Here is a 22,956-nt window from a genome sequence, read left to right on the forward strand (position 1 = left end):
TGGCCGGAGGCTCGGTGCGGGGTTGTGGTGCCGCACGGAGCCACCAGCTCCGCACGGTGTGGCGCGGCCGGCACCGTGCTGGATTCGCGGAGCCGGGGTTGCACGGTGCGGACGTCGTCCGCGGGTGCGCCGTCGGGGGCTCGGTGCGGGGTTGTGGTGCCGCACGGAGCCACCAGCCTCGCACCAGCTGACGAACCTCGCACCGTGCGAACCAGCACCTCCGTGCGAACCCGACGCACCCCGCCCACCCCGGCGAGCCGCAGGCCCCCACGCCCCGCTCCCGACATACGCTCATCCCATGGCAGTCCCCGTCCCGCTCGGCACCGAGGACCGCACCGCCCGCCTCACCCTCCGCCGCCCGGACTCCTGGCGCCGCGAGGACGCAGCCCAGGCGGACCTGCGCGTCACCGGCGACGACGTCGTCCTCACCGTCCGATCCCGTCCCAGCGACCGCGCGATCGGCGACGAGAACACCGGTCTGCTCGCACGGCTGCCCGGCTCCGTCGAGGGGCTGCTGCTCGTCGGCTGCGACCCCTGGACGGCCGCAGGTGCCCCGGCTCGGCTCGTGGAGTACGTCCGGCCCGACGAACACGGCGACGTCGCCGGCACCCACCTGCTCTTCGTCACCGGTCGGCACCGCGTCGACCTGACGATCGAACGCCCGCTCGCCCGGCTGCTCGAGACCGACGACCTGGTGCTCGCAGTCCTCGAGAGCGTCCGCGCCACCGAGACGGTCCCGGTCCGCCCCGAGCGTGACCTCGAACACCTGCCGGCCCCCGCCCCGGCACCGTCGCTCGACGGCCCCCGGCTCAGCGCGAACGCGATCGGCACCCTGCGGAGCCTCGCCGGACGCCGGTGGAACCCGACGCTCCTCCGCACCGCCGCGGGCCGCGAACTCATCGAGGCGGGCCTCGTCGGCCGGCTCGGCACCCTGCCGGAGTCGACCCAGACCCTCCTCGAGCCCTGGCAGGGCGATGCCCAGCCGGTCACGCTGGAACAGCACCTGCCCGACGGGGGCGAGTCGCGCCTCCAGGCCTGGTCGCAGACCGTCGTCGACGGGACCGACGCGGCGGGCGCCGTGGTCGCCTCCGTCACGCCGGACCGGGCCGTCGCGCTGCTGGCCGGGAGGCTCGGCATCGGTCCGACGTGGACCTTCCCGTTCCGCACGGGGTCGCTCCCAGGGCATCTGCTCGGCCGCAAGCTGGCCGGCGGTCCGGACGTGCCGGACCTGCCGGAGGCCCTGGCCGAGGCCGACCCGCGCCTCGCGCGGTTCTGGGCTGCGCCGTGGACGGTCTCGCACCTGCGTCGACCGGGCAAGCCGAAACCGGTCACGATCGTGCGGGCCGAGGGACACGGGTTCGCGCGCGTGGGGACGACGAAGGCCGGGGAGACCGCCTTCCGGACGGACTCCCCGGCGAACGTGTACCGGTCGGTGGTGCGGGCGCTGCTGGGCTGAGCGCGCCCGGGTTCTGCCGCTACGCGGCGGGGCCGGCGGTCAGGGTGATCGTGACCGTCTTCGCGGTGCCGGCGCTGTCGGTGTACCGGACGCTGACCTTGTCGCCCACCGAGTGCGACTGCACGACCTTGGTCAGCTGGTCCGAGCTCGTGACCGCGGTGCCGTCGACGCTCGTGATCGTGTCACCCGCACCGAGGCCGGCGCTGGCGGCACCGGAGCCCTCGACCGTGCCGGCGACCGCGACGCCGCCCGTGGTGGTGGCGGTGTTGCTGACCTCGACGCCGAGGAACGCGGGCAGCCCGATGGTGATCGTGCTCGACGACTCCCCGGCGAGGATCTTCTGGGCGATCGTCTTCGCGGTGCTGATCGGGATGGCGTAGCCGGTGACGTCGGCCGTGCCCGAGGACGCCGCCGTGGCCATGCCGACGACCTCGCCCTCGCTGTCCAGGACCGGCCCGCCGGAGTCACCGGAGACGATGTCCGCCGAGATCTCGAGCAGGCCGCTCAGCGACTCGGTGCCGGTGCCGGACTCGCTCTGCACCTGGATGTCCTGGTCGGTCGCCGTGACCGTGCCCTCGGCGGAGACGAGGTTGCCGGTGCCCTCGGCGTTGCCGACGTCCTTCACGGTGTCACCGGTGCTCGGCTCGCCGTCGTCGTCGAGCGTGACCGTGGACAGCCCGGAGGCGTTCTCGAGCTTCAGCACGGCGACGTCGTTCGTGGCGTCGGCCCCGACCACGTCGGCCTTGTACTGCTTGCCGGTGGTCTCGTCGGTGACGGTGATGCTCGTCGCGCCCTGGATCACGTGGTTGTTCGTCAGGATCGTGCCGTCGGAGGTCAGGACCATGCCGGTGCCGGCCGCCTGTGACGACTCGTCGTAGTTCAGGACGGTGTTGATGGTCACGACGCCCTTCTTGTCGGCGGCCGTCGCCGCAGTGGCGGGGGACTGCGTGCTCGTCCCACTGCCGTCGCTGCTGCCGTCGGTGCCGCTGCCGCTGCCGCTGCCGCTGCCGTCGCCGGGCACCGTGAAGCCGTTCGTGCCGTCGCTGCTGCTGCCGGTACCGGTGCCGGTGCCGGTGCCGGGCAGCGTGGTGGTGCCCTGCGACTGGCTCGACGTGGTGGTGGTGCCCTGCGAGGACAGTCCGAGTGCGGTGCCGCCCGCAGCGCCGACGATCGCGAGGGCAGCGATGCCGGAGCCGATCATCAGCCCGAGCCGGCGGGGGCGCTTCGTCAGACCGGGGTGGTTCGCGGCGCCGGAGTGGGTCGCGGCACCGTAGTGGTTCGCGGTCGCCGCCGAGGAGGCCCAGGCGTGGTTCGCGCCGGCGAGGGCGGGGCTGCCGATCAGGTAGGGGCCGCGGCCGTCGGGCGTGTAGGCGTAGGGGCCGGTGCCGTCCGGGCCGTACAGGTACGGGCCGGATCCGTCGAACGCGTACGCCGGGCGCAGGGAAGCCGGGTCGGCGTGCGGTGCCTCCCAGTACATCCCGGGAGCCTGCTGCTGCGCGGCGGGGGTGCCGTTCTCGTCGTGGTCGGCGGCGGCGGGGTTCGGGGTCTCGTTCATCGGTGCTCTCCGGTCGTCCCTCGACGGCCCGGTCGGGCGTCGATGGAGACCAGTACAGAGGGCTTCCCCATGACGAGCCTATGAACGAACCCTGCGCACGCTCCGGGCTTGCTCGGGGGACGCCGAACAGGGCTCCGGCGTTAGGGTGGCCTTACCTCCATGCCTCCGTCGACGTCCCCGCCCCCGGCTCCCAGCTCCGTCCCCCGACTCGTCGGTGCGACCGTGCTGGCGGTCGTCGTCCTCGCCGTGGCGTGTGCCCTGTCGATCGCGTACGGCTCACGGCCGATCCCGCTCGGGACCGTCCTCGACACGGTGCTGCACCCCGGCAGGAACGACGAGATCGGGCTGATCGTCCTCGGCAACCGCGTGCCGCGCACCGTCGTCGGTCTGCTCGCCGGAGCAGCACTCGGCGTGGCCGGGGCGGTCATGCAGGGCGTGACCCGGAACCCGCTCGCCGACCCCAGCGTCCTCGGCATCAACTCCGGCGCCACCCTGGCCGTCGTCGCCGGGATCGCGCTCTTCGGCGTCAGCGGGACGGCCGCGTACCTGCCCTTCGCGTTCGTCGGGGCCGCCTTCGCGGCCCTGCTCGTCTACGGGATCGCGGCCGTCGCCCGGCGCGGGCTCTCTCCCGTCGGGCTCGCCCTCGCCGGAGCGGTCGTCGCCGCTGCCCTGTCGTCGGTCACCACCGCGGTGCTCGTGACCGACCAGAGCCTGCTCGACCAGCTGCGGTTCTGGCAGGTCGGAGCCCTCGCCGGCAAGGACCTCGGCACGGCTGGGGTCATCACGGCACCGGTGCTCGTCGGGCTGGTGATCGCGTTCGGCCTCGGTCGGTCGCTCAACACCCTGGCGCTCGGGGACGAGCTCGCTGCGTCGCTCGGGCAGCGGGTCGTGCTCGTCCGTGCCGTGGGTGGTCTGGTCGCCGTCCTGCTGGCCGGGTCCGCGGTGGCCGCCGCCGGGCCGATCGCGTTCGTCGGCCTCGCCGTGCCGCACGCGGTCCGTCGCCTGAGCGGCCCGGACCACCGGTGGACCATCCTGCTGTCGGCGATCGTCGCCCCCGCACTCCTGCTCGTGGCGGACGTCATCGGCCGCGTCGTCGCGTACCCGGGGGAGCTGCAGGTCGGCATCGTCACGGCACTCATCGGGGCGCCGGTGTTCATCGCGCTCGTGCGGTCGAGGGCGGTGCGGGGACTGTGAAGTCGCTGTTCCGTTCCGTCGGGCTGCGCCGTGAGGTCGCGGTGCTCGTCGCCGTGGTGGTGGTCATCTCGGTCCTCGTCCTGATCGGCCTCGGCGCGGGGTCGATCCCGCTCACGCCCGGTCAGGTGCTGGCCAGCCTGTTCGGCCAGGGGGACCGCATCTCGGACTTCGTGATCGGGCAGCTCCGCGGCCCCAGGGTGCTCGGCGCGGTCCTCGTCGGCGCCAGCCTCGGTGCCGCCGGCGCGATCGTGCAGAGCGTCGTGCGGAACCCCATCGCGAGTCCCGACGTCATCGGGATCACCTCCGGGGCCAGCGCCGCCGGGCTCACCGCCATCGTGCTGTTCGGCGCGAGCGGCGGCACGCTGTTCTCGGTCGTGCTCGTCGGCGCCGTGGTGGTCGCGATCGCCATTGCCGGGCTCGCTTGGCGGAGGGGGATCACCGGGAACCGGGTCGTCCTCGTCGGCATCGGTGTCGCGGCGATCTGCCTGAGCATCACCGGGTGGATGCTCACGAGCGGCACCGTCACCCAGGCCGGAACCGCACTGCTGTGGCTCTCCGGCAGCCTGAACGCCGTCGACCGTGACCTGGTCGGGGTGCTCGGTGTCGCGTTCGTCGTGCTCGGCGTGCTCGCACTGCTGCAGTCCGCTCGGCTGCAGGTGCTGAGCCTCGGGGACGAGGTCGCCGCCGCCCTGGGGCTCCGACCGGACCGCGCGAAGGTGCTCCTGCTCCTCACCGCCGTGTGCCTGACCGCCGCAGCCGTCGCCACCGCGGGTCCGGTGTCGTTCGTGGCGCTGATGGCAGCCCCGATCGCTCGACGCCTGGTCGGCGGCGGTCGGGTCGCCCTCGCGCCGGCGGCAGCCGTCGGCGCCGCGATCACGCTCGGCAGCGACCTGCTCGCCCAGTTCGCGATCCCCGGCAACGCGCTGCCGGTGGGGGTCGTGACGGGTGTCGTGGGCGCGCCGTACCTGCTCTGGTTGCTCGCGCGGGGGCGTTGACGCGGGTCGTGCTGGTTCGTTGACGCTGGTCGAGCTGGTTCGTTGACGTGGGTCATGCTGGTTCGCTGACGCCGGTCGTGCGTTCGCGCATCGCGGAAGACTCTCCACAGTCCCAGATCGGGGCTGCCGCTCGGGGCTTCGTTTCCGATACGCTGGTAGGCCAAGAGGAGGAGGTCCACCGATGCCAGATCCAGTGGTCCCGCAGCCGGGCGGTCAGAAGTCCCCGGAACAGCGGCTGGTCGACACCACGCTGACCTTCAGCATGGACATGGGAGCGGCGCTCACCGCCGAGTCCGGTGTCTCGACCGAAGAACGTGAAGCCGTCAACGCCCTGCCCTCCGGGTCGGCGTTGCTCGTGGTCCGTCGTGGCCCCAACGTGGGTGCGCGGTTCCTCCTCGACTCCGACGTCACGACGGCCGGCCGCCACCCCGACGCCGGCATCTTCCTCGACGACGTCACCGTGTCGCGCAAGCACGCGCAGTTCCTGCGCCACGGCACGAGCTTCAGCGTCAAGGACAACGGTTCCCTGAACGGTACGTACTTCGACGGTGTCCGCATCGACGAAGCGCTGCTCACCGACGGGGCCGAAGTCCAGGTCGGCAAGTTCCGCCTGACGTTCTACGCATCTCGGGTCGACCTGGCGCGCCTGGCGAACGCGTAGTGGCCGCACGGTCCGCTGCGGCCCGGGCGGGGTCCGCGGCACCGGACCTGCTCACGATCGGGCAGGTCCTCGCTCGCCTCAAGCCCGAGTTCCCGGACCTGTCGAGCTCCAAGCTGCGGTTCCTCGAAGAGCGAGAGCTCGTCACCCCGATCCGCACGGCCAGCGGGTACCGCAAGTTCTCCGCCGCCGACCTCGAGCGTCTCCGGGTGATCCTCGGACTGCAGCGCGACCACTACCTGCCGCTCAAGGTCATCAAGGAGTACCTCGCCGACCTCGACGCCGGGCGCGAACCGGTCCTGCCCGGGGGCGGAGACGCGCCGAAGCCATCGATCCTCGGTCGTGAACGTCGGTACACCCGCGACGAGACCGTCCGCGCGGCCGGTGCCTCGCCGATGCTGTTGGCCGACGCGGTCTCGGCCTCGCTCCTGCCGCCCACCGACACCTACGGCGACGACGGCGTCTCCGTGTTGAAGGCCCTGGTCGAACTGCAGCGCACCGGCATCGAGCCGCGGCACCTGCGCACGCTCCGCAGTACCGCGGAGCGTGAGGTCGGTCTCATCGAGTCCGCCCTCATGCCGGTCTCCCGCCGGGGCGACGCCACCTCGCGCGCGAAGGCCACCGAGCTCGCCCGCGAGATAGCGGGACACCTCGAGATCATCCGGTCGAACCTCATCCGCCAGGCCATCGGTCGTCTCGACGCATGACGCCGTCCGGTGCTCCGACAGGGCTTGTGTGTCAGTGGTCGGGGCGTATCCTCGACACGCCGGACGCGCCGGGTCGGATGTCCCGCGCGGGAGCGGTCGGAGTCGCTACCGTGGACCTCGGAACAACTCTCAACCCGTCGTTGAAGCTTCGGGTGGGAGCTCGATCGTCGTGGAAGGCAAGCTCATGAGTGGGAACGACACCCCTGGCACCGAGTCTGATGTGACCCGGTACGACCTCGGGCTGCTCTTCACCGATGGTCTGCCCGAGCACGACGAGCAGAACGGCTACCGCGGCACCGTCGCCGCACGGGCAGCCGGCATCTCGTACCGACAGCTCGACTACTGGGCCCGCACCGAGCTCGTGCAGCCGACGATCCGCGGCGCCGCTGGCTCCGGTTCGCAGCGCCTGTACGGGTTCCGCGACATCCTGGTGCTCAAGCTCGTGAAGCGCCTGCTCGACACCGGTATCTCGTTGCAGCAGATCCGCACCGCCGTCAACCAGCTCCGTGAGTCCGGCGTCTCCGACCTGGCGCAGACCACGCTGATGTCCGACGGTGCCTCGGTGTACCTGTGTACCTCCGACGACGAGGTCATCGACCTCGTGTCCCGCGGCCAGGGCGTCTTCGGCATCGCGGTCGGCAAGGTCCTGCGCGAGGTCGAGAGCTCCCTGGTCGAGCTCGACGCCACCGCTGCGGCCGACCCCTCCGACGAGCTCGCCGCTCGTCGCGCTTCTCGCGCTTCCTGACCATCCGCGTTCCGGCCCTGTGGTCGCGAACCGTCGTGTGCGGGTCGCCGTGTGGTCACGACCTGTCGGCTGCGACGCTGCCGGCCGACGGTTGGTGACCAGTCGGCGGACGTGAGCGGGGTGGTGTGACCCCTGGGCGTGCCGGGGCCGGGCGTGTCCGCTGGGGCGGGGCGTGCCTCCAGGCCGTTGTGGCGTGGTCACGAACCGTCGTGTGCGCGGCGCCGAGCGGTCACGAACTGTCGTCGGCGCGGTCTTCGGCCGACGGTTGGTGACCGCTCGGCGGACGTGAGCGGGGTGTCGTGACCGCTGGGCGTGCCGGGGCCGGGCGTGTCTGCCCGGGCGGGTCGCGCCTCCAGGCCGTCGCGGCGTGGTCACGAACCGTCGTGTGCGGGTCGCCGACTGGTCACGAACTGTCGGCTGCGCGCGCCCGAGCCGACCGTTGGTGACCAGTCGGCGGACGTGAGCGGGGTGTTGTGACCCCTGGGCGTGCCGGGGCCGGGCGTGTCTGCCCGGGCGGGTCGCGCCTCCAGGCCGTCGCGGCGTGGTCACGAACCGTCGTGTGCGGGTCGCCGAGTGGTCACGAACTGTCGGCTGCGCGCGCCCGAGCCGACCGTTGGTGACCAGTCGGCGGACGTGAGCGGGGTGTTGTGACCCGTCGGTGCGCTGGGGCCGGGTGTGTCCGCTGGGGCGGGGGCGTGCCTCCAGGCCCTTCGAGGGAGCTCACGAACCGTCGCGTGGGATCGCCGAGTGGTCACGAACTGTCGGCTGCGCGCGCCCGAGCCGCCCCTTGGTGACCAGTCGGCGGACGTGAGCGGGGTGTTGTGACCCGTCGGCGTGCCGACTCCGACCTAGGCGGCGCCGCCCTCGGCGTACGGACCGATCTTGCCCGTGCGCATGATGCGCTCGAGCAGCTGGTCGAAGTTCTTCGCCATCTCCTGCGCGGACTCGCCGGGCCAGACGTGCAGCGGCTTCGCCGCACCCTGCGCCTGCTGCAGCGACGTGCGCTCCGGCAGCTGCGGGGAGAGCACGAGCGGACCGAACATGTCGCGGAGTTCCTTGATGCGGAACTGGTGCTCGAGCGACTGCACGCGGGCACGGTTCACGATGATGCCGAGGGGCTGCAGGCGGGGGGAGAGTCCGCGGCGGATCTCCTCGATGGCGCGCAGCGCACGGTCGGCGGCGGCGACGGAGAACAGGCCGGGCTCGGTGACGACGGTGACGCGGTCGGACGCGGCCCACGCGGTGCGGGTCAGGGCGTTCAGCGACGGCGCGCAGTCGATGAGGACGAGCTCGTAGTCCTGCTCGACGTTGGCCAGGGCCTCTTCGAGCTTCCAGATGTCGCGGATGGACGGGTGCGGCCCGTCGAAGTTGATGGCGGAGGGCGACCCGACCATGACGTCGATCTTGCCCTGCGACCCCTTCGTCCAGCCCGAGGGGGCGATCGCCTGACGGACGATCTTCTCCTTCGGGTTCTCGAGGACGTCGGCCACGTTGAGGTGGCCGGCGAGGTTGATGTCGAGGCCCGTCGAGACGTCGGACTGCGGGTCCAGATCCACCACCAGCGTGCGCAGTCCCTTGGCGAACGCGGCCGAGGTCAGGCCGAGCGTCACCGTCGTCTTGCCGACACCACCCTTGAGGGAGCTCACGCTGAGTACATGCACGTTGAGCAACGTTACCGCCACTAGGGTTGTCTCACCTCAACCCGGGCTGAAAGGGACGTCGTGTTCACGAAGATCCTCGTTGCGAACCGTGGCGAGATCGCCATCCGCGCGTTCCGTGCCGCCTACGAGTTGGGGGCCCGAACGGTCGCCGTCTACCCGTACGAAGACCGGAACTCCCTGCACCGTCTGAAGGCCGACGAGGCCTACCTGATCGGGGAGCGGGGCCACCCCGTCCGGGCGTACCTGGACGTCTCCGAGATCATCCGCGTCGCCCGCGAGTCGGGGGCCGACGCGATCTACCCGGGGTACGGGTTCCTGTCCGAGAACCCGGAGCTCGCCGCGGCAGCAGCCGCGAACGGCATCACCTTCATCGGTCCGGGCGAGCACGTGCTCGAGATGGCCGGCAACAAGGTCACCGCGAAGGAGCACGCGATCGCAGCCGGCGTCCCGGTCCTCGCGAGCACCCCGGCGAGCCGCGACATCGACGAGCTCATCGCCGGCGCGGACGCGATCGGGTTCCCGGTGTTCGCCAAGGCCGTCGCCGGCGGTGGTGGCCGTGGCATGCGCCGGGTGGAGACGAAGCCCGAGCTGCGCGACGCCCTCGAAGCCGCGATGCGCGAGGCCGACAGTGCGTTCGGCGACCCGACGATGTTCCTCGAGCAGGCCGTCATCCGTCCGCGCCACATCGAGGTGCAGATCCTCGCCGACGCGACCGGCACCGACGCCGGCACGATCCACCTGTTCGAGCGGGACTGCTCGGTGCAGCGGCGCAACCAGAAGGTCGTCGAGATCGCGCCGGCGCCGAACCTCGACCCCGCGATCGCGCAGGCACTGCACCGCGACGCCGTGGCCTTCGCCCGCTCGATCGGCTACGTCAACGCCGGCACCGTGGAGTTCCTCCTCGACACCGAGGGCGAACGCGTCGGCCAGCACGTCTTCATCGAGATGAACCCGCGCATCCAGGTCGAGCACACGGTCACCGAAGAGGTCACCGACGTCGACCTGGTGCAGTCGCAGATGCGCATCGCGGCGGGGGAGACCCTCGCCGACCTCGGCCTGTCGCAGGACGCCGTCCACGTGCACGGCGCGGCGCTGCAGACCCGCATCACGACCGAGGACCCGACGCAGGGCTTCCGTCCGGACACCGGCCGGATCAGCACCTACCGCAGCCCCGGCGGCGCGGGCGTCCGGCTCGACGGCGGCACGGTCGCCACCGGCGCGCAGATCAGCCCGCACTTCGACTCGATGCTCGCGAAGATGACGTGCCGCGGCCGGGACTTCCCGGCGGCGGTGTCCCGGGCGAAGCGCGCCCTCGCCGAGTTCCGCATCCGCGGCGTCAGCACGAACATCCCGTTCCTGCAGGCCGTGCTCGAGGACCCGGACTTCGCCCGCGGCGACGTCTCGACGAAGTTCATCGAGGAACGCCCCCAGCTCTTCGGCGGCCACGTCTCGAAGGACCGCGGCACGAAGGTGCTCACCTGGCTCGCCGACGTCACGGTCAACAAGCCGAACGGTGAGCGGTCGCCGCTCGTCACCGACCCGGCCGACAAGCTCCCGGCCACCGACCTGACGACGCCCGTGCCCGAGGGACAGCGCGACCGCCTGCTGGCGATGGGTCCGGCCGAGTGGTCGAGGGCCCTCCGCGCCCAGACGGCCCTCGCGGTCACCGAGACGACGATGCGGGACGCCCACCAGTCGCTCCTGGCCACACGGGTCCGCACGAAGGACCTCGTCGCCGTCGCACCGCACGTCGCGCGGCTCACCCCGCAGCTGCTCAGCGTCGAGGCCTGGGGAGGTGCGACGTACGACGTCGCCCTCCGGTTCCTCGGGGAAGACCCCTGGGAGCGCCTGTCCTCGCTGCGCGAAGCGATGCCGAACATCCCGATCCAGATGCTGCTCCGTGGCCGCAACACGGTCGGGTACACGCCCTACCCGACCGAGGTCACGGACGCCTTCGTCGACGAGGCCGCTCGGTCCGGCGTCGACGTCTTCCGCGTGTTCGACGCGCTGAACGACGTCAGCCAGCTGCGTCCGGCGCTGGAGGCGGTGCTCGCGACCGGCACGGCGGTCGCCGAGGCGGCGCTCTGCTACACCGCCGACCTCCTCGACCCCGCCGAGGACCTCTACACGCTCGACTACTACCTCCGCCTGGCGGAGCAGATGGTCGAGGCCGGCGCGCACGTCATCGGCATCAAGGACATGGCCGGTCTCCTGCGTGCCGGTGCGGCCGAGAAGCTCGTCACCGCGCTGCGCGAGCGCTTCGACCAGCCCGTGCACGTGCACACCCACGACACCGCCGGCGGCCAGCTCGCGACCCTGCTCGCCGCCTCGCGCGCCGGGGCGGACGCCGTCGACGTGGCCGCAGCACCCATGGCCGGCACGACCAGCCAGCCGAGCATGTCCGCCCTGGTCGCCGCCCTGGCGCACACCGAGCGCGACACCGGTCTGTCCCTCGACGCCGTCGGTGACCTCGAGCCCTACTGGGAGTCGGTCCGTCGCGTGTACGCCCCGTTCGAGTCCGGGCTCGCCGGTCCGACCGGGCGTGTCTACAAGCACGAGATCCCCGGCGGTCAGCTGTCGAACCTCCGGCAGCAGGCGATCGCCCTCGGGCTCGGCGACCGGTTCGAGCAGGTCGAGGACTGGTACGCCGAGGCGAACCGGATCCTCGGGCGCCCTACCAAGGTCACGCCGTCGTCGAAGGTCGTCGGCGACCTCGCGCTGCAGCTCGCCGCCGTCGGTGCCGACCCGGTCGACTTCGAGCAGAACCCCGACAAGTACGACATCCCGGACTCCGTGGTCGGGTTCATGGCCGGCGAACTGGGCGACCTGCCCGGCGGCTGGCCGGAGCCGTTCCGCTCGAAGGTCCTGGCCGGGCGTGACGTCCGACTCGAGATCACCCCGGTGCCCGCGGACGAGCGTGCGCACCTCGAGACCCCCGGACCCGAGCGGCAGCAGGCACTCAACCGCCTGCTCTTCCCGCAGCCGACGCAGCAGTTCCAGCGTGTGCGGGAGCAGTACGGCGACCTGTCCGTCGTGCCGACCGTCGACTACCTGTACGGGCTGCGCCCGGGGCAGGAGCACAGCGTCCCGCTCGGCAAGGGCGTCGACCTGTTCGTCGGGCTCGAGGCGATCGGCGAGGTGGACGCCAAGGGCATCCGCACGGTCATGGCGACGATGAACGGGCAGCTCCGCCCGGTCGCCGTCCGCGACCGTTCGGTCGAGGTCGAGACGAAGGCGGCCGAGAAGGCCGATGCGTCCGACCCGAAGCACGTCGCCGCGCCGTTCTCCGGCGTGGTGACGCTCAAGGTCGCCGTCGGTGACGTCGTCGAGGCCGGTACGCCGGTGGCGAGCATCGAGGCGATGAAGATGGAAGCGGCCATCACGGCGCCCGTGTCGGGCACCGTCGGCCGACTCGCGATCCCGGTGACCCAGCAGGTGGACGCCGGCGACCTCCTGGTGGTGCTGCAGTAAATTGACCGTTCGTCCCATCCGCCTGTTCGGCGACCCCGTCCTCCGATCGCCGGCCGATCCGATCCGACCCGAACTGCTCGGGAGCACCGGAGTCCGTGACCTGGTGCAGGACCTCGTCGACACCGTCAAGGAACCCGGACGTGCCGGGGTGGCCGCGCCGCAGATCGGCGTAGGGCTCCGCGCGTTCTCGTACAACGTCGACGGCGAGGTCGGCTACGTCCTGAACCCCGAGGTCGTCGAGGTCTCCGGGGAGCCCGAGCTCATGGAAGAGGGGTGCCTCTCCGTCCCCGGCCTCGGCTACCCGACGCGTCGGTACCCGTACGCCAAGGTCCGGGGTGTCGACGTCGACGGCGCCGAGGTCGTCCTCGAGGGCACCGGACTGATGGCCGAGGCGCTCCAGCACGAGTGCGACCACCTCGACGGCACGGTCTACGTGATGACGCTCGACCCCGAGATCCGCCGTCAGGCGCTGCGCGACATCCGCGCGCAGGACTGGTTCCACTGAGCGGTCCCACAGGCCCGCGTTCGCGGGCTGTGAACTCGGGTGTGACACCCCCACGGGGGATTGTCGCTTTGTCCTGACGAGGGGGTACCGTGCTGCTGTCGGCCTCCCACCGACGGCCCATCCGATCCCCCCAGGACTCCCGCATGACCAGTCAGAACGACGAGCTGAGCTCGCACCGCACCCGCACCAACCGTCGACCGGCCGAGGCCACCGTCACGACCGGTTCGACCGCCGTCCTCGACGCCCCCGCGACGGAGCAGCCGCAGGAGGCCTGACCCCGCAGGCGCCCCGGCGCCCGCTGGACCGCCTGGAGGCCCGGATCACGTCCGACGGACGCGATCCGGGCCTCCAGACCGTTGCGTCCACAACCGCGCGCACCTGGCGGGATCGGGCGTCCCTGGTCGGAAGAACCGACCCGGTACGCCCGAAGCGACCCGGTACGCCGGGCCGGGCCGGGCCGGGCCCGGCGCTAGGAGCGGCCTCGGCGCCGCCCCTCGACCACCGGGGTCGCCGTCGTCTGCACCTTCGACCCGGAGTAGATGTGGTCGACGTCGGCGGCGAAGTCCTGCAGGATCACCGACCGCTTGATCGTCAGCTTGGGCGTGAGGTGCCCGGACGCCTCGGTCAGGTCGGTGTCGAGGATCGTGAACGACCGGACCGACTCGGCGCGGGAGACGCGGCTGTTCGCGGTGTCGATGGCCTCCTGGACGGCGGACAGCACGCGTTCGTCGTAGGCGGCCTCGTGTGCGCTCAGCGCCGGGGCGATCCCGCGGGACTCGCACCAGCCGGGCAGCATCTCGCGGTCGAGCGTCACGAGCGCGGCGACGAACGGCTTGCCCTCGCCGACGACGACCACCTGGCCGATGAGCGGGTGCTCGCGGATGCCGTCCTCGAGCGGTGCCGGTGCGACGTTCTTGCCGCTCGCGGTGACGATGAGCTCCTTGGCGCGTCCGGTGACCGTGAGGATCCCGTTGCCGTCGAGCCGGCCGAGGTCACCGGTGCGGAACCAGCCGTCGGCGAAGGCGTGCTCGGTCGCCTCGTCGTTCCGCCAGTACCGGTCGAAGACGTCGACGCCGCGGATCAGGATCTCGCCGTCGTCGGCGATCCGGACCTCGATGCCGGGCAGGGCGCGACCCACCGTGCCGATGCGGAGTTCACGGGCACGGTTGACCGTGGCGGGTGCCGTGGTCTCGGTCAGGCCGTAGCCCTCGAGGATGAGCACCCCGATCGAGCGGAAGAAGTGCGAGAGCCGTGGGGAGAGGGGCGCCGAACCACTGATGGCGTACTCGACCCGGCCGCCCAGGGCATCGCGGAGCTTCGCGTACACGAGCCGGTCGAACAGCCTGAACTTCAGGCCGAGCAGGAACGGCACCCGGCCGGCGGCGAGGGCTTCGGAATGGGCGACCGCGGTGTCGGCGGCAGCGCGGAAGATCCTGCCCTTGCCGCCGAGGTCGGCCTTCTGCTCGGCGGAGTTGTAGATCTTCTCGAACACCCGGGGGACCGCGAGCAGGAACGTCGGCTGGAAGGTCGACACCGCCCGCATGAGGTCCTTGGTGTCCGGCTCGTGGCCGACGAGGACACCCGCGGAGACCGACATCGCGGCGATGAACCGCGCGAAGACGTGGGCGAGCGGGATGAACAGCAGGGTCGAGGCGCCGTCGGCGACCACCTCGGGCATCGCCTCGCTCGCGCCCTCGACCGTGGCGGTGAAGTTGTCGTGCCGCAGGACGCACCCCTTCGGCCGGCCGGTGCTGCCCGAGGTGTAGATGATCGTGGCGTCGTCGTGGCCGTGCACGTGGGCGGTCCGGGCGTCGAGTTCGTCGTCGGTGACGTCCTCGCCGAGCCGGGTCAGGTCGTCGAGGCCGCCGCCGTCGATCGTCCAGTGCTGGCCCAGGGCGGGCAGGTCGGGTGCGATGGAGGCGACGCGGCGCGCGTGCTCCTCCTGCTCGACGACGATGGCGACCGACTCGGAGTCGGACAGGATCCACCGCACCTGGTCGGGGGAGCTCGTCTCGTACACGGGCACGGACACCAGGCCGGCGGTCCACACGGCGAAGTCGACCAGGGTCCACTCGAGCCGGGTGCGCGACAGGATCGCGACGTGCGCGCCCGGTTCGAGCCCGGCGGCGACGAAGCCCTTCGCGATGCCCCGGACCCGGGCCAGGGTCTCGGCAGCGGTGAAGGTCGTCCAGGTGTCGCCGTGGCGCTGGGCGAGGATCGGACGTTCCGGCGTCAGACGGACGCGGTCGCCGAGGAGCCGCGCTGCCGAGCCGTGGTCCGGGGCGACGGGGCCGGCGTCGGGGCTGGTGGGGTGCTCCCCGGCCGACGGTGTGCTCCCGGTGGCGGCGCTGCCAGCGGTCGACGTGTCGGTGGAGGCGCTGCTGCGTGCAGGACGCTGATCGTTCACGGTGACTCCCTTGTCTGCCGGTTCGACTCGAGTGCGCCTCAACACCGAGGCGACACCGCCAGCATAGGGCGCGTCTCCGGGCGTTCCTCGACTTCGCGGCGAACCGGTAGGCTCGTTGCTCGTGCACGCCATCGGAATCGACATCGGGGGCACCAAGATCGCGGGTGCGGTCGTGACGGAACTGGGCGAGATCGTCGCCGAGGACCGCGTGGCCACCAACGCTGCGGACCCGAACGCCATGCTCGACGACGTCGTCTCGATGGTCGAGCGACTCAGCTCGCTCCACCAGGTCGGCGCCGTGGGGGTCGCCGCCCCCGGGTTCATCGACGCTTCGCAGTCGATCGTCTACTACACGCCCAACATCCGGTGGCGGAACGAACCACTCCGGCAGAAGCTGCAGCAGCGCCTCGGCGATCTGCACATCACCGTCGACAACGACGCGAACGCCGCCGGCTGGGCGGAGTTCCGGTTCGGTGCCGGTCGGCTCGTGTCCGACATGACGATGCTCACCATCGGCACGGGGGTCGGCGGTGCCATCGTGACCGAGGACCGGCTGTTCCGCGGCGGCTTCGGCACCGGTGGCGAGATCGGGCACCTGCGCATCGTCCCGAACGGCCTGCCCTGCGGGTGCGGCGCCCGTGGCTGCATCGAGCAGTACGGCTCCGGCCGCGCCCTGCAGCGCATGGCGAACGACGTCGCCGACGCCGGCGGGATCGGTTCGGCCCTGGCCGACGCTCGCGCCGACAACGGTGGCCAGCTCGACGGCAAGATCGTCGGCGACCTGATCCTGGCCGACGACCCGGGTGCCCTCGCGGCACTCCGTCGGCTCGGTCGGCACCTCGGCGAGGCGTGCGCGTCGCTCTCCGCCGTGCTCGACCCGCAGCTCTTCGTGTTCGGCGGCGGCGTCGCCAGCGCGGGGGACCGGCTGCTCGACCCGATCAAGCAGGCCTACCTCAACAACCTGCCGGCCCGCGGGTACCACCCGGAGCCCGACTTCGTCATCGCCGAACTCGTCAACGACGCGGGCGTCGTCGGTGCTGCCGACCTCGCTCGCATCCACGCCCGGACGGCGTAGGGTCGGCGCGCAAACGCAAACGCAAACGCAAACCCAACCGCAACCGCAACCGCAACCGCGAACACCCGTGCACCACCCGGACCTTCTCACCACCTGGAGTCGTCGATGACCTACTGGCTGCTGAAGAACTTCGTGCTCGGACCGCTCATCCTCACCCTGTTCCGGCCGTGGGTCGTCGGGCGCGAACACGTCCCCACCACGGGCCCGGTCATCTTCGCCTCGAACCACATCTCGTTCATCGACTCGGTGATCCTGCCGGCGGTGCTCGATCGTCGGCTGTCCTTCCTGGCGAAGAGCGACTACTTCACCGGCCGGGGGCTGAAGGGCTGGGCGACGAAGACGTTCTTCAACGCCATCGGCCAGCTGCCGATCGACCGCTCCGGTGGCAAGGCGTCCGAGGCGTCCCTGCGCACCGGGCTGCAGGTCCTGGCGCGCGGTGAGCAGCTCGGCATCTACCCGGAGGGCACGCGCAGCCCCGACGGCAAGCTCTACCGCGGACGCACCGGCATCGCCCGGATGATCCTCGAGGGGCGCGTGCTCGTCGTCCCGGTGGCCATGGTCGGCACGCGCGAGGTGCAGCAGATCGGGCAGCGGTTCCCGAAGATCAAGCGCGTCGGGGTCGTGTTCGGCAAGCCGCTCGACTTCTCGCGGTTCCAGGGCTTCGAGACGGACCGCTTCATCCTGCGCAGCGTCACGGACGAGGTCATGCACGAGCTCGCCGGGCTGAGCCGTCAGGAGTACGTCGACGTCTACGCCACCAGCGTGAAGGAGCGCGCGAGCTCTGCGCGCGAGGCCGTCATGCGGGAACGGAAGTCGACGCCTGCACGTTAGGCTCTGATGGTCCCGGCACCCCGCCAGGACGCCCACCGCCGACGCGCGGCCACGTGCCGGTCAGCGTCGCCGGGCCGCCCGCACAGAACACCGAGGTAACGCCCTTGCCCGAGTCGACCGACTTCGTCGCCCTGCAGGATCCGGACGTCATCGAGGGGCTCGACTATTGGCGGACGCTCCCGATCAAGCAGCAGCCGACCTGGCCGGACGCCGCCGCTGCCGAGGCGGCGTCGGCCGAGATCGCCACGCTCCCGCCGCTCGTGTTCGCGGGCGAGGTCGACGAGCTGCGCGCACGGCTCGCCGCGGCCGCCCAGGGCAAGGCCTTCCTGCTGCAGGGCGGTGACTGCGCCGAGACCTTCGCCGGTGCCACCGCCGACTCCATCCGCGACCGGGTCAAGACGATCCTGCAGATGGCCGTCGTGCTGACCTACGGCGCCTCGACGCCCGTCATCAAGATGGGCCGGATGGCCGGACAGTTCGCCAAGCCCCGCTCGAGCGACTTCGAGACCCGCGGCGACGTCACGCTGCCCGCCTACCGCGGCGACATCGTGAACGGCTACGACTTCACGCCGGAGAGCCGCGAAGCCGACCCGCGCCGCCTGGTGCAGGGCTACCACACCGCTGCGTCGACGCTGAACCTGGTCCGAGCGTTCACGCAAGGGGGCTTCGCCGACCTGCGGCAGGTGCACTCGTGGAACAAGGGCTTCGCCTCGAACCCGGCGAACGCCCGGTACGAGCACCTCGCCAAGGAGATCGACCGCGCGATCCGGTTCATGGCCGCCTGCGGTGCCGACTTCGAAGCGCTCAAGCACGTCGAGTTCTACGCCTCGCACGAGGGGCTGCTGATGGACTACGAGCGCCCGATGACCCGCATCGACTCCCGCTCGGGCCTGGCGTACGACACGTCCGGCCACTTCATCTGGATCGGTGAGCGCACGCGTGACATCGACGGTGCCCACGTGGACTTCCTGTCGCGGGTGCGCAACCCGATCGGTGTGAAGCTCGGCCCGACGACGACCGTGGACGACATGAAGGCGCTCGTCGACAAGCTCGACCCGAACCGTGAGCCGGGTCGCCTGACCTTCATCACGCGGATGGGTGCGGGCAAGATCCGCGACGAGCTGCCCAAGTTGCTCGAGGCGATCAAGGGCATGGACGCCAATCCGCTGTGGGTCACCGACCCGATGCACGGCAACGGCCTGACCACGCCGACGGGCTACAAGACCCGCCGGTTCGACGACGTCGTGGACGAGGTCCTGGGCTTCTTCGAGGCGCACCGCCAGGTCGGCACGTACCCGGGTGGCATGCACGTCGAGCTCACCGGTGACGACGTCACCGAGTGCCTCGGTGGCTCGGAGCACATCGACGAGGCCACCCTCGCCACCCGCTACGAGTCGCTCTGCGACCCGCGCCTCAACCACATGCAGTCCCTCGAGCTCGCCTTCCTGGTGGCCGAGGAACTCGGCGCGCACCAGCCCGACCGCTCGTAGCGCAGGAACCATCTCGACGAAGCGACAGAACCTCCCGGCACGTTCGCGGGGTTCTGTCGCTTTCGCGTGTCGGACGGGAGGCCCGTGACGGCGCCGCCACGGGCCTCCCGTCCGTCCTGACGGTGTCGGCGCGATCGGGCGAGACAATGTCGCTCTGGCGACACACACCGCCCATGCAGCGCCTGCGCCGGCCCTACTGGTCGTAGGACAGGGTGACCGTGTCGCCGCGGTACACGGTCGCGCCGGAGCCCGGATCGGTGCCGGTGACGGGCAGCGTCGACTTCCAGTCGTAGAAGCCGCAGAGGATGTTCGTGCAGTCGGGCACGGAGACCTTGAGGCCGAGGTCCTCGAGGGTCTTCGTCGCCTCGTTGATGGTCTTGCCGACCACTCCGTCCTTCGGCACGGTGATCGGCGTCGGGCCCTTCGACACGACGACGTCCACCGCCGACCCGCGCACGGCGGGGGACTCCTGCACGCCGGCGGAGACGATCTGCCCCGTCGGGACGGTCTCGCTGTACTCCTCGGTCCGGGCGCCGAGGACGAGCCCGACGTCGTCGAGTGCGGCGGAGGCCTCGTCGACGGTCTTCCCGACCACGTCGGGCACGGGGCCGAGCGACACCGTCAGGGTGATCCGACCGGTCTCGCCGTACGCCTTCACCGTCGTCAGGTCGAGCGCCTTGCCCCCGGACGCCCGACCGGTCGCCGCGATCACGGTGTCCTTCGGCGCGTCGGCGGAGAACTGGTACCGGTCGTCCTGCAGCTCGAAGTCGTCGTCGAGCGCGGCCGTCACGGTGGAGAGCGGCTGCCCGACGATCGCCGGCAGCGGGATCATCCGGGGGCCGTTCGAGACGACGATCTGCACCGCCGTGCCCTTCTGCACCTCGCGCCTCGCAGCCGGCTCGGTCGTGGAGACCTGCCCCTTCGCGACGACGGCGTCGAACCGTGTCCCGGTCTTCGACGCCGCCTGCAGGCCCTGTGCTTCGAGCAGCTGTCGGGCCTGCGAGACCGACTTGCCCGCGACTTCCGGGATGCGCACGTTGCCACCGGGCCCCGGGCCGAAGTACCAGCCGAAGCCGGCTCCGATCAGCGCGAGCACGACGACCACGGACAGGGCGATCCAGCCGCGCTTCCGACGCTTCGCCGACTGGTCGGCGAGCCGCTGGCCGGCGGGGGACAGGACGCCGGGCTGGGCACCGGTGCGACGGGGCCCCGGGGCGTTGGTGCGGGCCCGCGCGGGCGTCCGAACGCCGTCACCGGTGTCGCGGTCACCCGCCCGGTCGATGATGGCGGTCTCGTCGGCAGCACCGGCACCTGCGGCTCCGACCGAGGCGGCGGCCGCTGCGGCGCCGAGCGTTCCCCCGCCGCCGGAGGGCAGGATCGCGGTCCCGTTCTCGGGGCGGAGCACGGCGGTGCGGTACTGACCGGTCGCCCGCTGCTGGTTGCCCGACATGTGGTCGAGCATCTCGCGGGCGTCGCGGGGACGGTCCTCGGGGTCGCGCGCGGTCGACCAGGCGACCAGCTCGTCGAGCTCCGGCGGCACCCCGGACACGGCGGCGCTCGGGGCCGGGACGGAGTCGTTGGCGTGCTGGTACGCGATCTGCATCGGCTGCTCGCCCTTGTAGGGCTGCTCGCCGGTCAGCATCTCGTAGAGCATGATGCCGAGCGCGTAGATGTCGCTGCGCGAGTCGGCGGCGCCGCGGGTCACGAGCTCGGGGGACAGGTAGGCGATCGTGCCGAGCAGGGCCGCGCCGGTCGCCGTGTTCGCGGTCGTGGCCCGGGCCAGGCCGAAGTCGCCGAGCTTGATGCGACCGTCGTCGGCGAGCAGGACGTTCTCGGGCTTCAGGTCGCGGTGCACGATCCCGGCGCGGTGCGCGGACGCCAGGCCCGCCAGCACGGCGCGCAGGATGTCCGTCGCCTGCTCGGGCGTCAGGGCGTGGTGTTCCTGCAGCAGGTCCCGCAGCGTGATGCCGGGGATGTACTCCATGACGATGTAGGCGGTCTCGCCCTCGGCGCCCTGGTCGTAGACGCCCACCAGGTTCGGGTGCGACAGCCGGGCGGCCGACCGGGCCTCCTGGATGAAGCGCTCACGGAAGGCCTGGTCGTCGGCCAGGTGCCCGTGCATGATCTTGATGGCGACGCGTCGCTCGAGGCGCACGTCGGTCGCGAGGTAGACGGTCGCCATGCCCCCGCGCGCGATGCGCGAGCGGACGCGGTACCGCTGATCGATCATGCGACCGATCATGGGGTCCGTGGCGGCGTTGGTGGTCATCGGCGGCATTCTACGAATCGAGACGGCAGCCGGACGCACCGGCGCACCGGTCGTGACCCAATCTCGATCTTCCGGATGAGGCTCAGAGGGTCGCCAGCCAGCCCTCGGCGGCCGTCGCCCAGTCGGCGTAGGCCTTCGGGTAGGCGGAGAGCTGCACGGCCTGGGCCGCATCGGTGATGCTCATCGAGGACCAGCCGCGCACGTCGAGCAGCCCACTCGTCTTGCCGGCGTTCGGGTTGTCCCGACCACCGAAGAACAGCTTGGTGGCGTGCACCGGGTCCTGCAGCGTCGCCGCGGGGCCCCACCCCTGGCTCGGGCGCTGCTGGAAGAGACCGACCGAGTCGCGGTCGCCGTGTGGGATGTTCCGCAGGCTGGACTCCTGCATCGCGGCGGCGAGGGCGACGACGATGCCGCGGTCGGGGACGCCCAGGGAGCGACCGACGGCGACGATGGTCGCCGCGTTCTGTCGCTGCTCGGCGCTCAGGCCCACGGCACCGCTGACCGCTGCGCTGGCGGCGACCGCCGGTGCGGCAGTGGCGTTCGACGACGGGATGACGAGTGTCTTGCCGGCGTAGATGGTGCTCGTGTACGACAGGCCGTTCGCCGACAGGAGCGACTTGACGGAGACGTGGTGGGCGGCGGCGATCGAGGCGACCGTGTCACCGGCGCTGATCTTGACGCTCGACCCGGTCGACGGCGCCGACGCCGTGGACACCGACGTCGACGAGGACGTGCCGTGCGGGACCCGGAGCGTCTGCCCCGGGTAGATGACGCTGCGCTGTGACAGGTCGTTCGCGCGGAGGAGCGCCGTGGTCGACACGCCGACGCGGGAGGCGATGGCGGAGACCGTGTCGCCCTGCTTCACGTGGTAGCTCGAGGTGTTCGACCCGGAGCCGCTCGTGGCCCCGGACGTCCGCACGGCAGCGGTGGTCACGGCGGGGGTCGACGCCAGGTGCAGCGTCTGGCCCGGGTGGATGATCGTGTTCCAGCCGAGGCCGTTGCGCACGAGGATCTCCTGCGCCGACAGGCCGAACCGGGCGGCGATGCCCGAGACCGTGTCGCCGTGGTGGACGGTGTAGTTCGTGGGCACAGCGGTCGTGGGGGCCTTCGTGGTGGCGGCGACCGTCCGGACGACGGTCTGCGACGGCCGTGCGACCGCGGTGCCGAACACCGGGCGGTCGGTGAGGACGCGGTCCTGGTCGACGTGGCGCTTGTGGTTCGCGTCGGCGTCGTCGTGCCGCGGCTCGGCGTGTGCGACCGGACCGGTCAGGCCGGCGGTCACGGCGATCGTGCCCGCGAGGACGATGGGCATGGTGGCGAACCGGGCGGATCGTGCGCGCCGGGCGACTTCGTCTGCAGCGTGGTCCACGGGTCTCTCCTGATCTCGACTGAGGCGTGCGCACGCGTGCGCGCACTCACAGGTGCCACAACGCTGGCATGGCCTGATTCCCAAGTCAACCAGAGAGTCAGATGTGGTGGATGTGACGAATGTGACGAACGTTACGGATTCACTCGGGCGGTCACTCTGGCACCATGGGCGTGTGAGTGCCGCACCCGCCGACGACCTGACCCTCTCCGAACGCTGGCTGACCGTCCCCGAGCTCGTGGACATGTTCAGCACGAGCCCCGGACGGATCCACCGACTCTTCGAGCAGAAGACCCTCCTCGCCGCCCGTGTCGGCGGTGTGCTGCGGGTGCCGGTCGAGTTCCTCGAGGACGGCGAGCCGATGCCCGAACTCCGCGGCACGCTCATCGTGCTCGGCGACAACGGCTTCACCGACGACGAGGCGGTGCGCTGGATGCTCACCGTCGACAACGCGATGGGCACCACGCCGATCGCGGCGCTGCGCGCCGGTCGCAAGGCCGAGGTGCGTCGCGTCGCCCAGTCGCTGCTCTAGACGCGTTCCGGTCGGACAGGAGGCCCGGTGCCAGCTGGC

The 22,956-nt window shown here is 71.5% G+C and carries 18 protein-coding genes; 13 read left to right on the top strand and 5 right to left on the bottom strand.

The features are described 5' to 3' along the window. The first annotated feature begins 298 nt into the window (after positions 1-298). On the top strand, positions 299-1,456 hold the full coding sequence (locus tag BIU95_RS06420) for a hypothetical protein (protein WP_071251031.1): 1,158 nt from the start codon (positions 299-301) through the stop codon (positions 1,454-1,456). Between the two features lie 19 nt (positions 1,457-1,475). Here BIU95_RS06420 and BIU95_RS06425 read toward each other — a convergent pair whose 3' ends face one another. Next, positions 1,476-3,011, bottom strand: coding sequence for a S1C family serine protease (locus BIU95_RS06425; protein WP_254783290.1), 1,536 nt, complete (start codon positions 3,009-3,011; stop codon positions 1,476-1,478). Between the two features lie 159 nt (positions 3,012-3,170). Between BIU95_RS06425 and BIU95_RS06430 the strand changes: the two genes are divergently transcribed. The 5 genes from BIU95_RS06430 (at position 3,171) to BIU95_RS06450 (ending at position 7,310) form a co-directional block, all read left to right on the top strand. Further along, positions 3,171-4,205, top strand: coding sequence for an iron ABC transporter permease (locus BIU95_RS06430; RefSeq protein WP_017886598.1), 1,035 nt, complete (start codon positions 3,171-3,173; stop codon positions 4,203-4,205). Continuing rightward, positions 4,202-5,200, top strand: coding sequence for an iron chelate uptake ABC transporter family permease subunit (locus tag BIU95_RS06435; RefSeq protein WP_083389272.1), 999 nt, complete (start codon positions 4,202-4,204; stop codon positions 5,198-5,200). Before BIU95_RS06430 ends, BIU95_RS06435 begins: the two co-directional genes overlap by 4 nt. Positions 5,201-5,381: 181 nt before the next feature. After that, a complete protein-coding gene (locus BIU95_RS06440) occupies positions 5,382-5,861 on the top strand; it encodes an FHA domain-containing protein (protein ID WP_042537353.1) in 480 nt (159 codons plus the stop codon). After that, complete coding sequence (locus BIU95_RS06445) at positions 5,861-6,565, top strand: MerR family transcriptional regulator (protein WP_017886601.1); 705 nt, start codon at positions 5,861-5,863, stop codon at positions 6,563-6,565. Before BIU95_RS06440 ends, BIU95_RS06445 begins: the two co-directional genes overlap by 1 nt. A 184-nt stretch (positions 6,566-6,749) precedes the next feature. Beyond that, positions 6,750-7,310, top strand: a complete 561-nt coding sequence (locus BIU95_RS06450; RefSeq protein ID WP_027465231.1) for a MerR family transcriptional regulator — start codon at positions 6,750-6,752, stop codon at positions 7,308-7,310. Positions 7,311-8,158: 848 nt separating this feature from the next. On the opposite strand, the gene BIU95_RS06455 is transcribed toward BIU95_RS06450, so the two are convergent. Further along, positions 8,159-8,971, bottom strand: coding sequence for a ParA family protein (locus tag BIU95_RS06455; protein WP_027465232.1), 813 nt, complete (start codon positions 8,969-8,971; stop codon positions 8,159-8,161). 60 nt (positions 8,972-9,031) lie between these two features. Here BIU95_RS06455 and BIU95_RS06460 point away from each other — a divergent pair, with 60 nt between their 5' ends. The 3 genes from BIU95_RS06460 (at position 9,032) to BIU95_RS19160 (ending at position 13,222) form a co-directional block, all read left to right on the top strand. Further along, positions 9,032-12,442, top strand: a complete 3,411-nt coding sequence (locus tag BIU95_RS06460; protein WP_071251042.1) for a pyruvate carboxylase — start codon at positions 9,032-9,034, stop codon at positions 12,440-12,442. A 1-nt stretch (position 12,443) separates the two neighbouring features. Next, on the top strand, positions 12,444-12,947 hold the full coding sequence (locus BIU95_RS06465) for a peptide deformylase (RefSeq protein ID WP_017886605.1): 504 nt from the start codon (positions 12,444-12,446) through the stop codon (positions 12,945-12,947). Positions 12,948-13,090: 143 nt separating this feature from the next. Then, positions 13,091-13,222 carry a hypothetical protein gene (locus BIU95_RS19160; protein WP_017886606.1) on the top strand — a complete coding sequence of 44 codons (132 nt, stop codon included), beginning with the start codon at positions 13,091-13,093 and terminating at the stop codon, positions 13,220-13,222. 194 nt (positions 13,223-13,416) lie between these two features. Here BIU95_RS19160 and BIU95_RS06470 read toward each other — a convergent pair whose 3' ends face one another. After that, positions 13,417-15,354 (bottom strand): long-chain fatty acid--CoA ligase, encoded by a 1,938-nt coding sequence (locus BIU95_RS06470; RefSeq protein ID WP_071251044.1) that lies wholly within the window; start codon positions 15,352-15,354, stop codon positions 13,417-13,419. 121 nt (positions 15,355-15,475) lie between these two features. Between BIU95_RS06470 and BIU95_RS06475 the strand changes: the two genes are divergently transcribed. The 3 genes from BIU95_RS06475 (at position 15,476) to BIU95_RS06485 (ending at position 18,750) form a co-directional block, all read left to right on the top strand. Then, the gene (locus BIU95_RS06475) at positions 15,476-16,429 is read left to right on the top strand and encodes an ROK family glucokinase (RefSeq protein ID WP_017886608.1); all 954 of its coding nucleotides are present in this window, start codon (positions 15,476-15,478) and stop codon (positions 16,427-16,429) included. Positions 16,430-16,534: 105 nt separating this feature from the next. Further along, positions 16,535-17,260 carry a 1-acyl-sn-glycerol-3-phosphate acyltransferase gene (locus tag BIU95_RS06480; protein WP_017886609.1) on the top strand — a complete coding sequence of 242 codons (726 nt, stop codon included), beginning with the start codon at positions 16,535-16,537 and terminating at the stop codon, positions 17,258-17,260. A 104-nt stretch (positions 17,261-17,364) separates the two neighbouring features. Further along, positions 17,365-18,750: a class II 3-deoxy-7-phosphoheptulonate synthase gene (locus tag BIU95_RS06485; protein WP_042537455.1), complete on the top strand. Its 1,386-nt coding sequence runs from the start codon at positions 17,365-17,367 to the stop codon at positions 18,748-18,750. A gap of 193 nt (positions 18,751-18,943) precedes the next feature. On the opposite strand, the gene pknB is transcribed toward BIU95_RS06485, so the two are convergent. Then, the gene (pknB, locus tag BIU95_RS06490) at positions 18,944-21,019 is read right to left on the bottom strand and encodes a Stk1 family PASTA domain-containing Ser/Thr kinase (protein ID WP_071251055.1); all 2,076 of its coding nucleotides are present in this window, start codon (positions 21,017-21,019) and stop codon (positions 18,944-18,946) included. A gap of 82 nt (positions 21,020-21,101) precedes the next feature. Then, complete coding sequence (locus BIU95_RS06495; protein WP_254783292.1) at positions 21,102-22,388, bottom strand: LysM peptidoglycan-binding domain-containing protein; 1,287 nt, start codon at positions 22,386-22,388, stop codon at positions 21,102-21,104. 172 nt (positions 22,389-22,560) lie between these two features. On the opposite strand from BIU95_RS06495, the gene BIU95_RS06500 reads away from it, so the two are divergent. Continuing rightward, positions 22,561-22,917, top strand: coding sequence for an Rv2175c family DNA-binding protein (locus tag BIU95_RS06500; RefSeq protein ID WP_175470732.1), 357 nt, complete (start codon positions 22,561-22,563; stop codon positions 22,915-22,917). Positions 22,918-22,956: the final 39 nt, after the last annotated feature.

It is taken from the genome of Curtobacterium sp. MCBA15_007, assembly GCF_001864905.1.
Lineage (GTDB): Bacteria > Actinomycetota > Actinomycetes > Actinomycetales > Microbacteriaceae > Curtobacterium > Curtobacterium poinsettiae.

Bases quoted from the DNA above. Each gene is read 5' to 3' on its own strand.
- BIU95_RS06420 (WP_071251031.1), top strand. From the start codon at position 299: ATGGCAGTCCCCGTCCCGCTCGGCACCGAGGACCGCACCGCCCGCCTC.
- BIU95_RS06425 (WP_254783290.1), bottom strand. From the start codon at position 3,011: ATGAACGAGACCCCGAACCCCGCCGCCGCCGACCACGACGAGAACGGC.
- BIU95_RS06430 (WP_017886598.1), top strand. From the start codon at position 3,171: ATGCCTCCGTCGACGTCCCCGCCCCCGGCTCCCAGCTCCGTCCCCCGA.
- BIU95_RS06440 (WP_042537353.1), top strand. From the start codon at position 5,382: ATGCCAGATCCAGTGGTCCCGCAGCCGGGCGGTCAGAAGTCCCCGGAA.
- BIU95_RS06450 (WP_027465231.1), top strand. From the start codon at position 6,750: ATGAGTGGGAACGACACCCCTGGCACCGAGTCTGATGTGACCCGGTAC.
- BIU95_RS19160 (WP_017886606.1), top strand. From the start codon at position 13,091: ATGACCAGTCAGAACGACGAGCTGAGCTCGCACCGCACCCGCACCAAC.
- BIU95_RS06480 (WP_017886609.1), top strand. From the start codon at position 16,535: ATGACCTACTGGCTGCTGAAGAACTTCGTGCTCGGACCGCTCATCCTC.
- pknB (WP_071251055.1), bottom strand. From the start codon at position 21,019: ATGACCACCAACGCCGCCACGGACCCCATGATCGGTCGCATGATCGAT.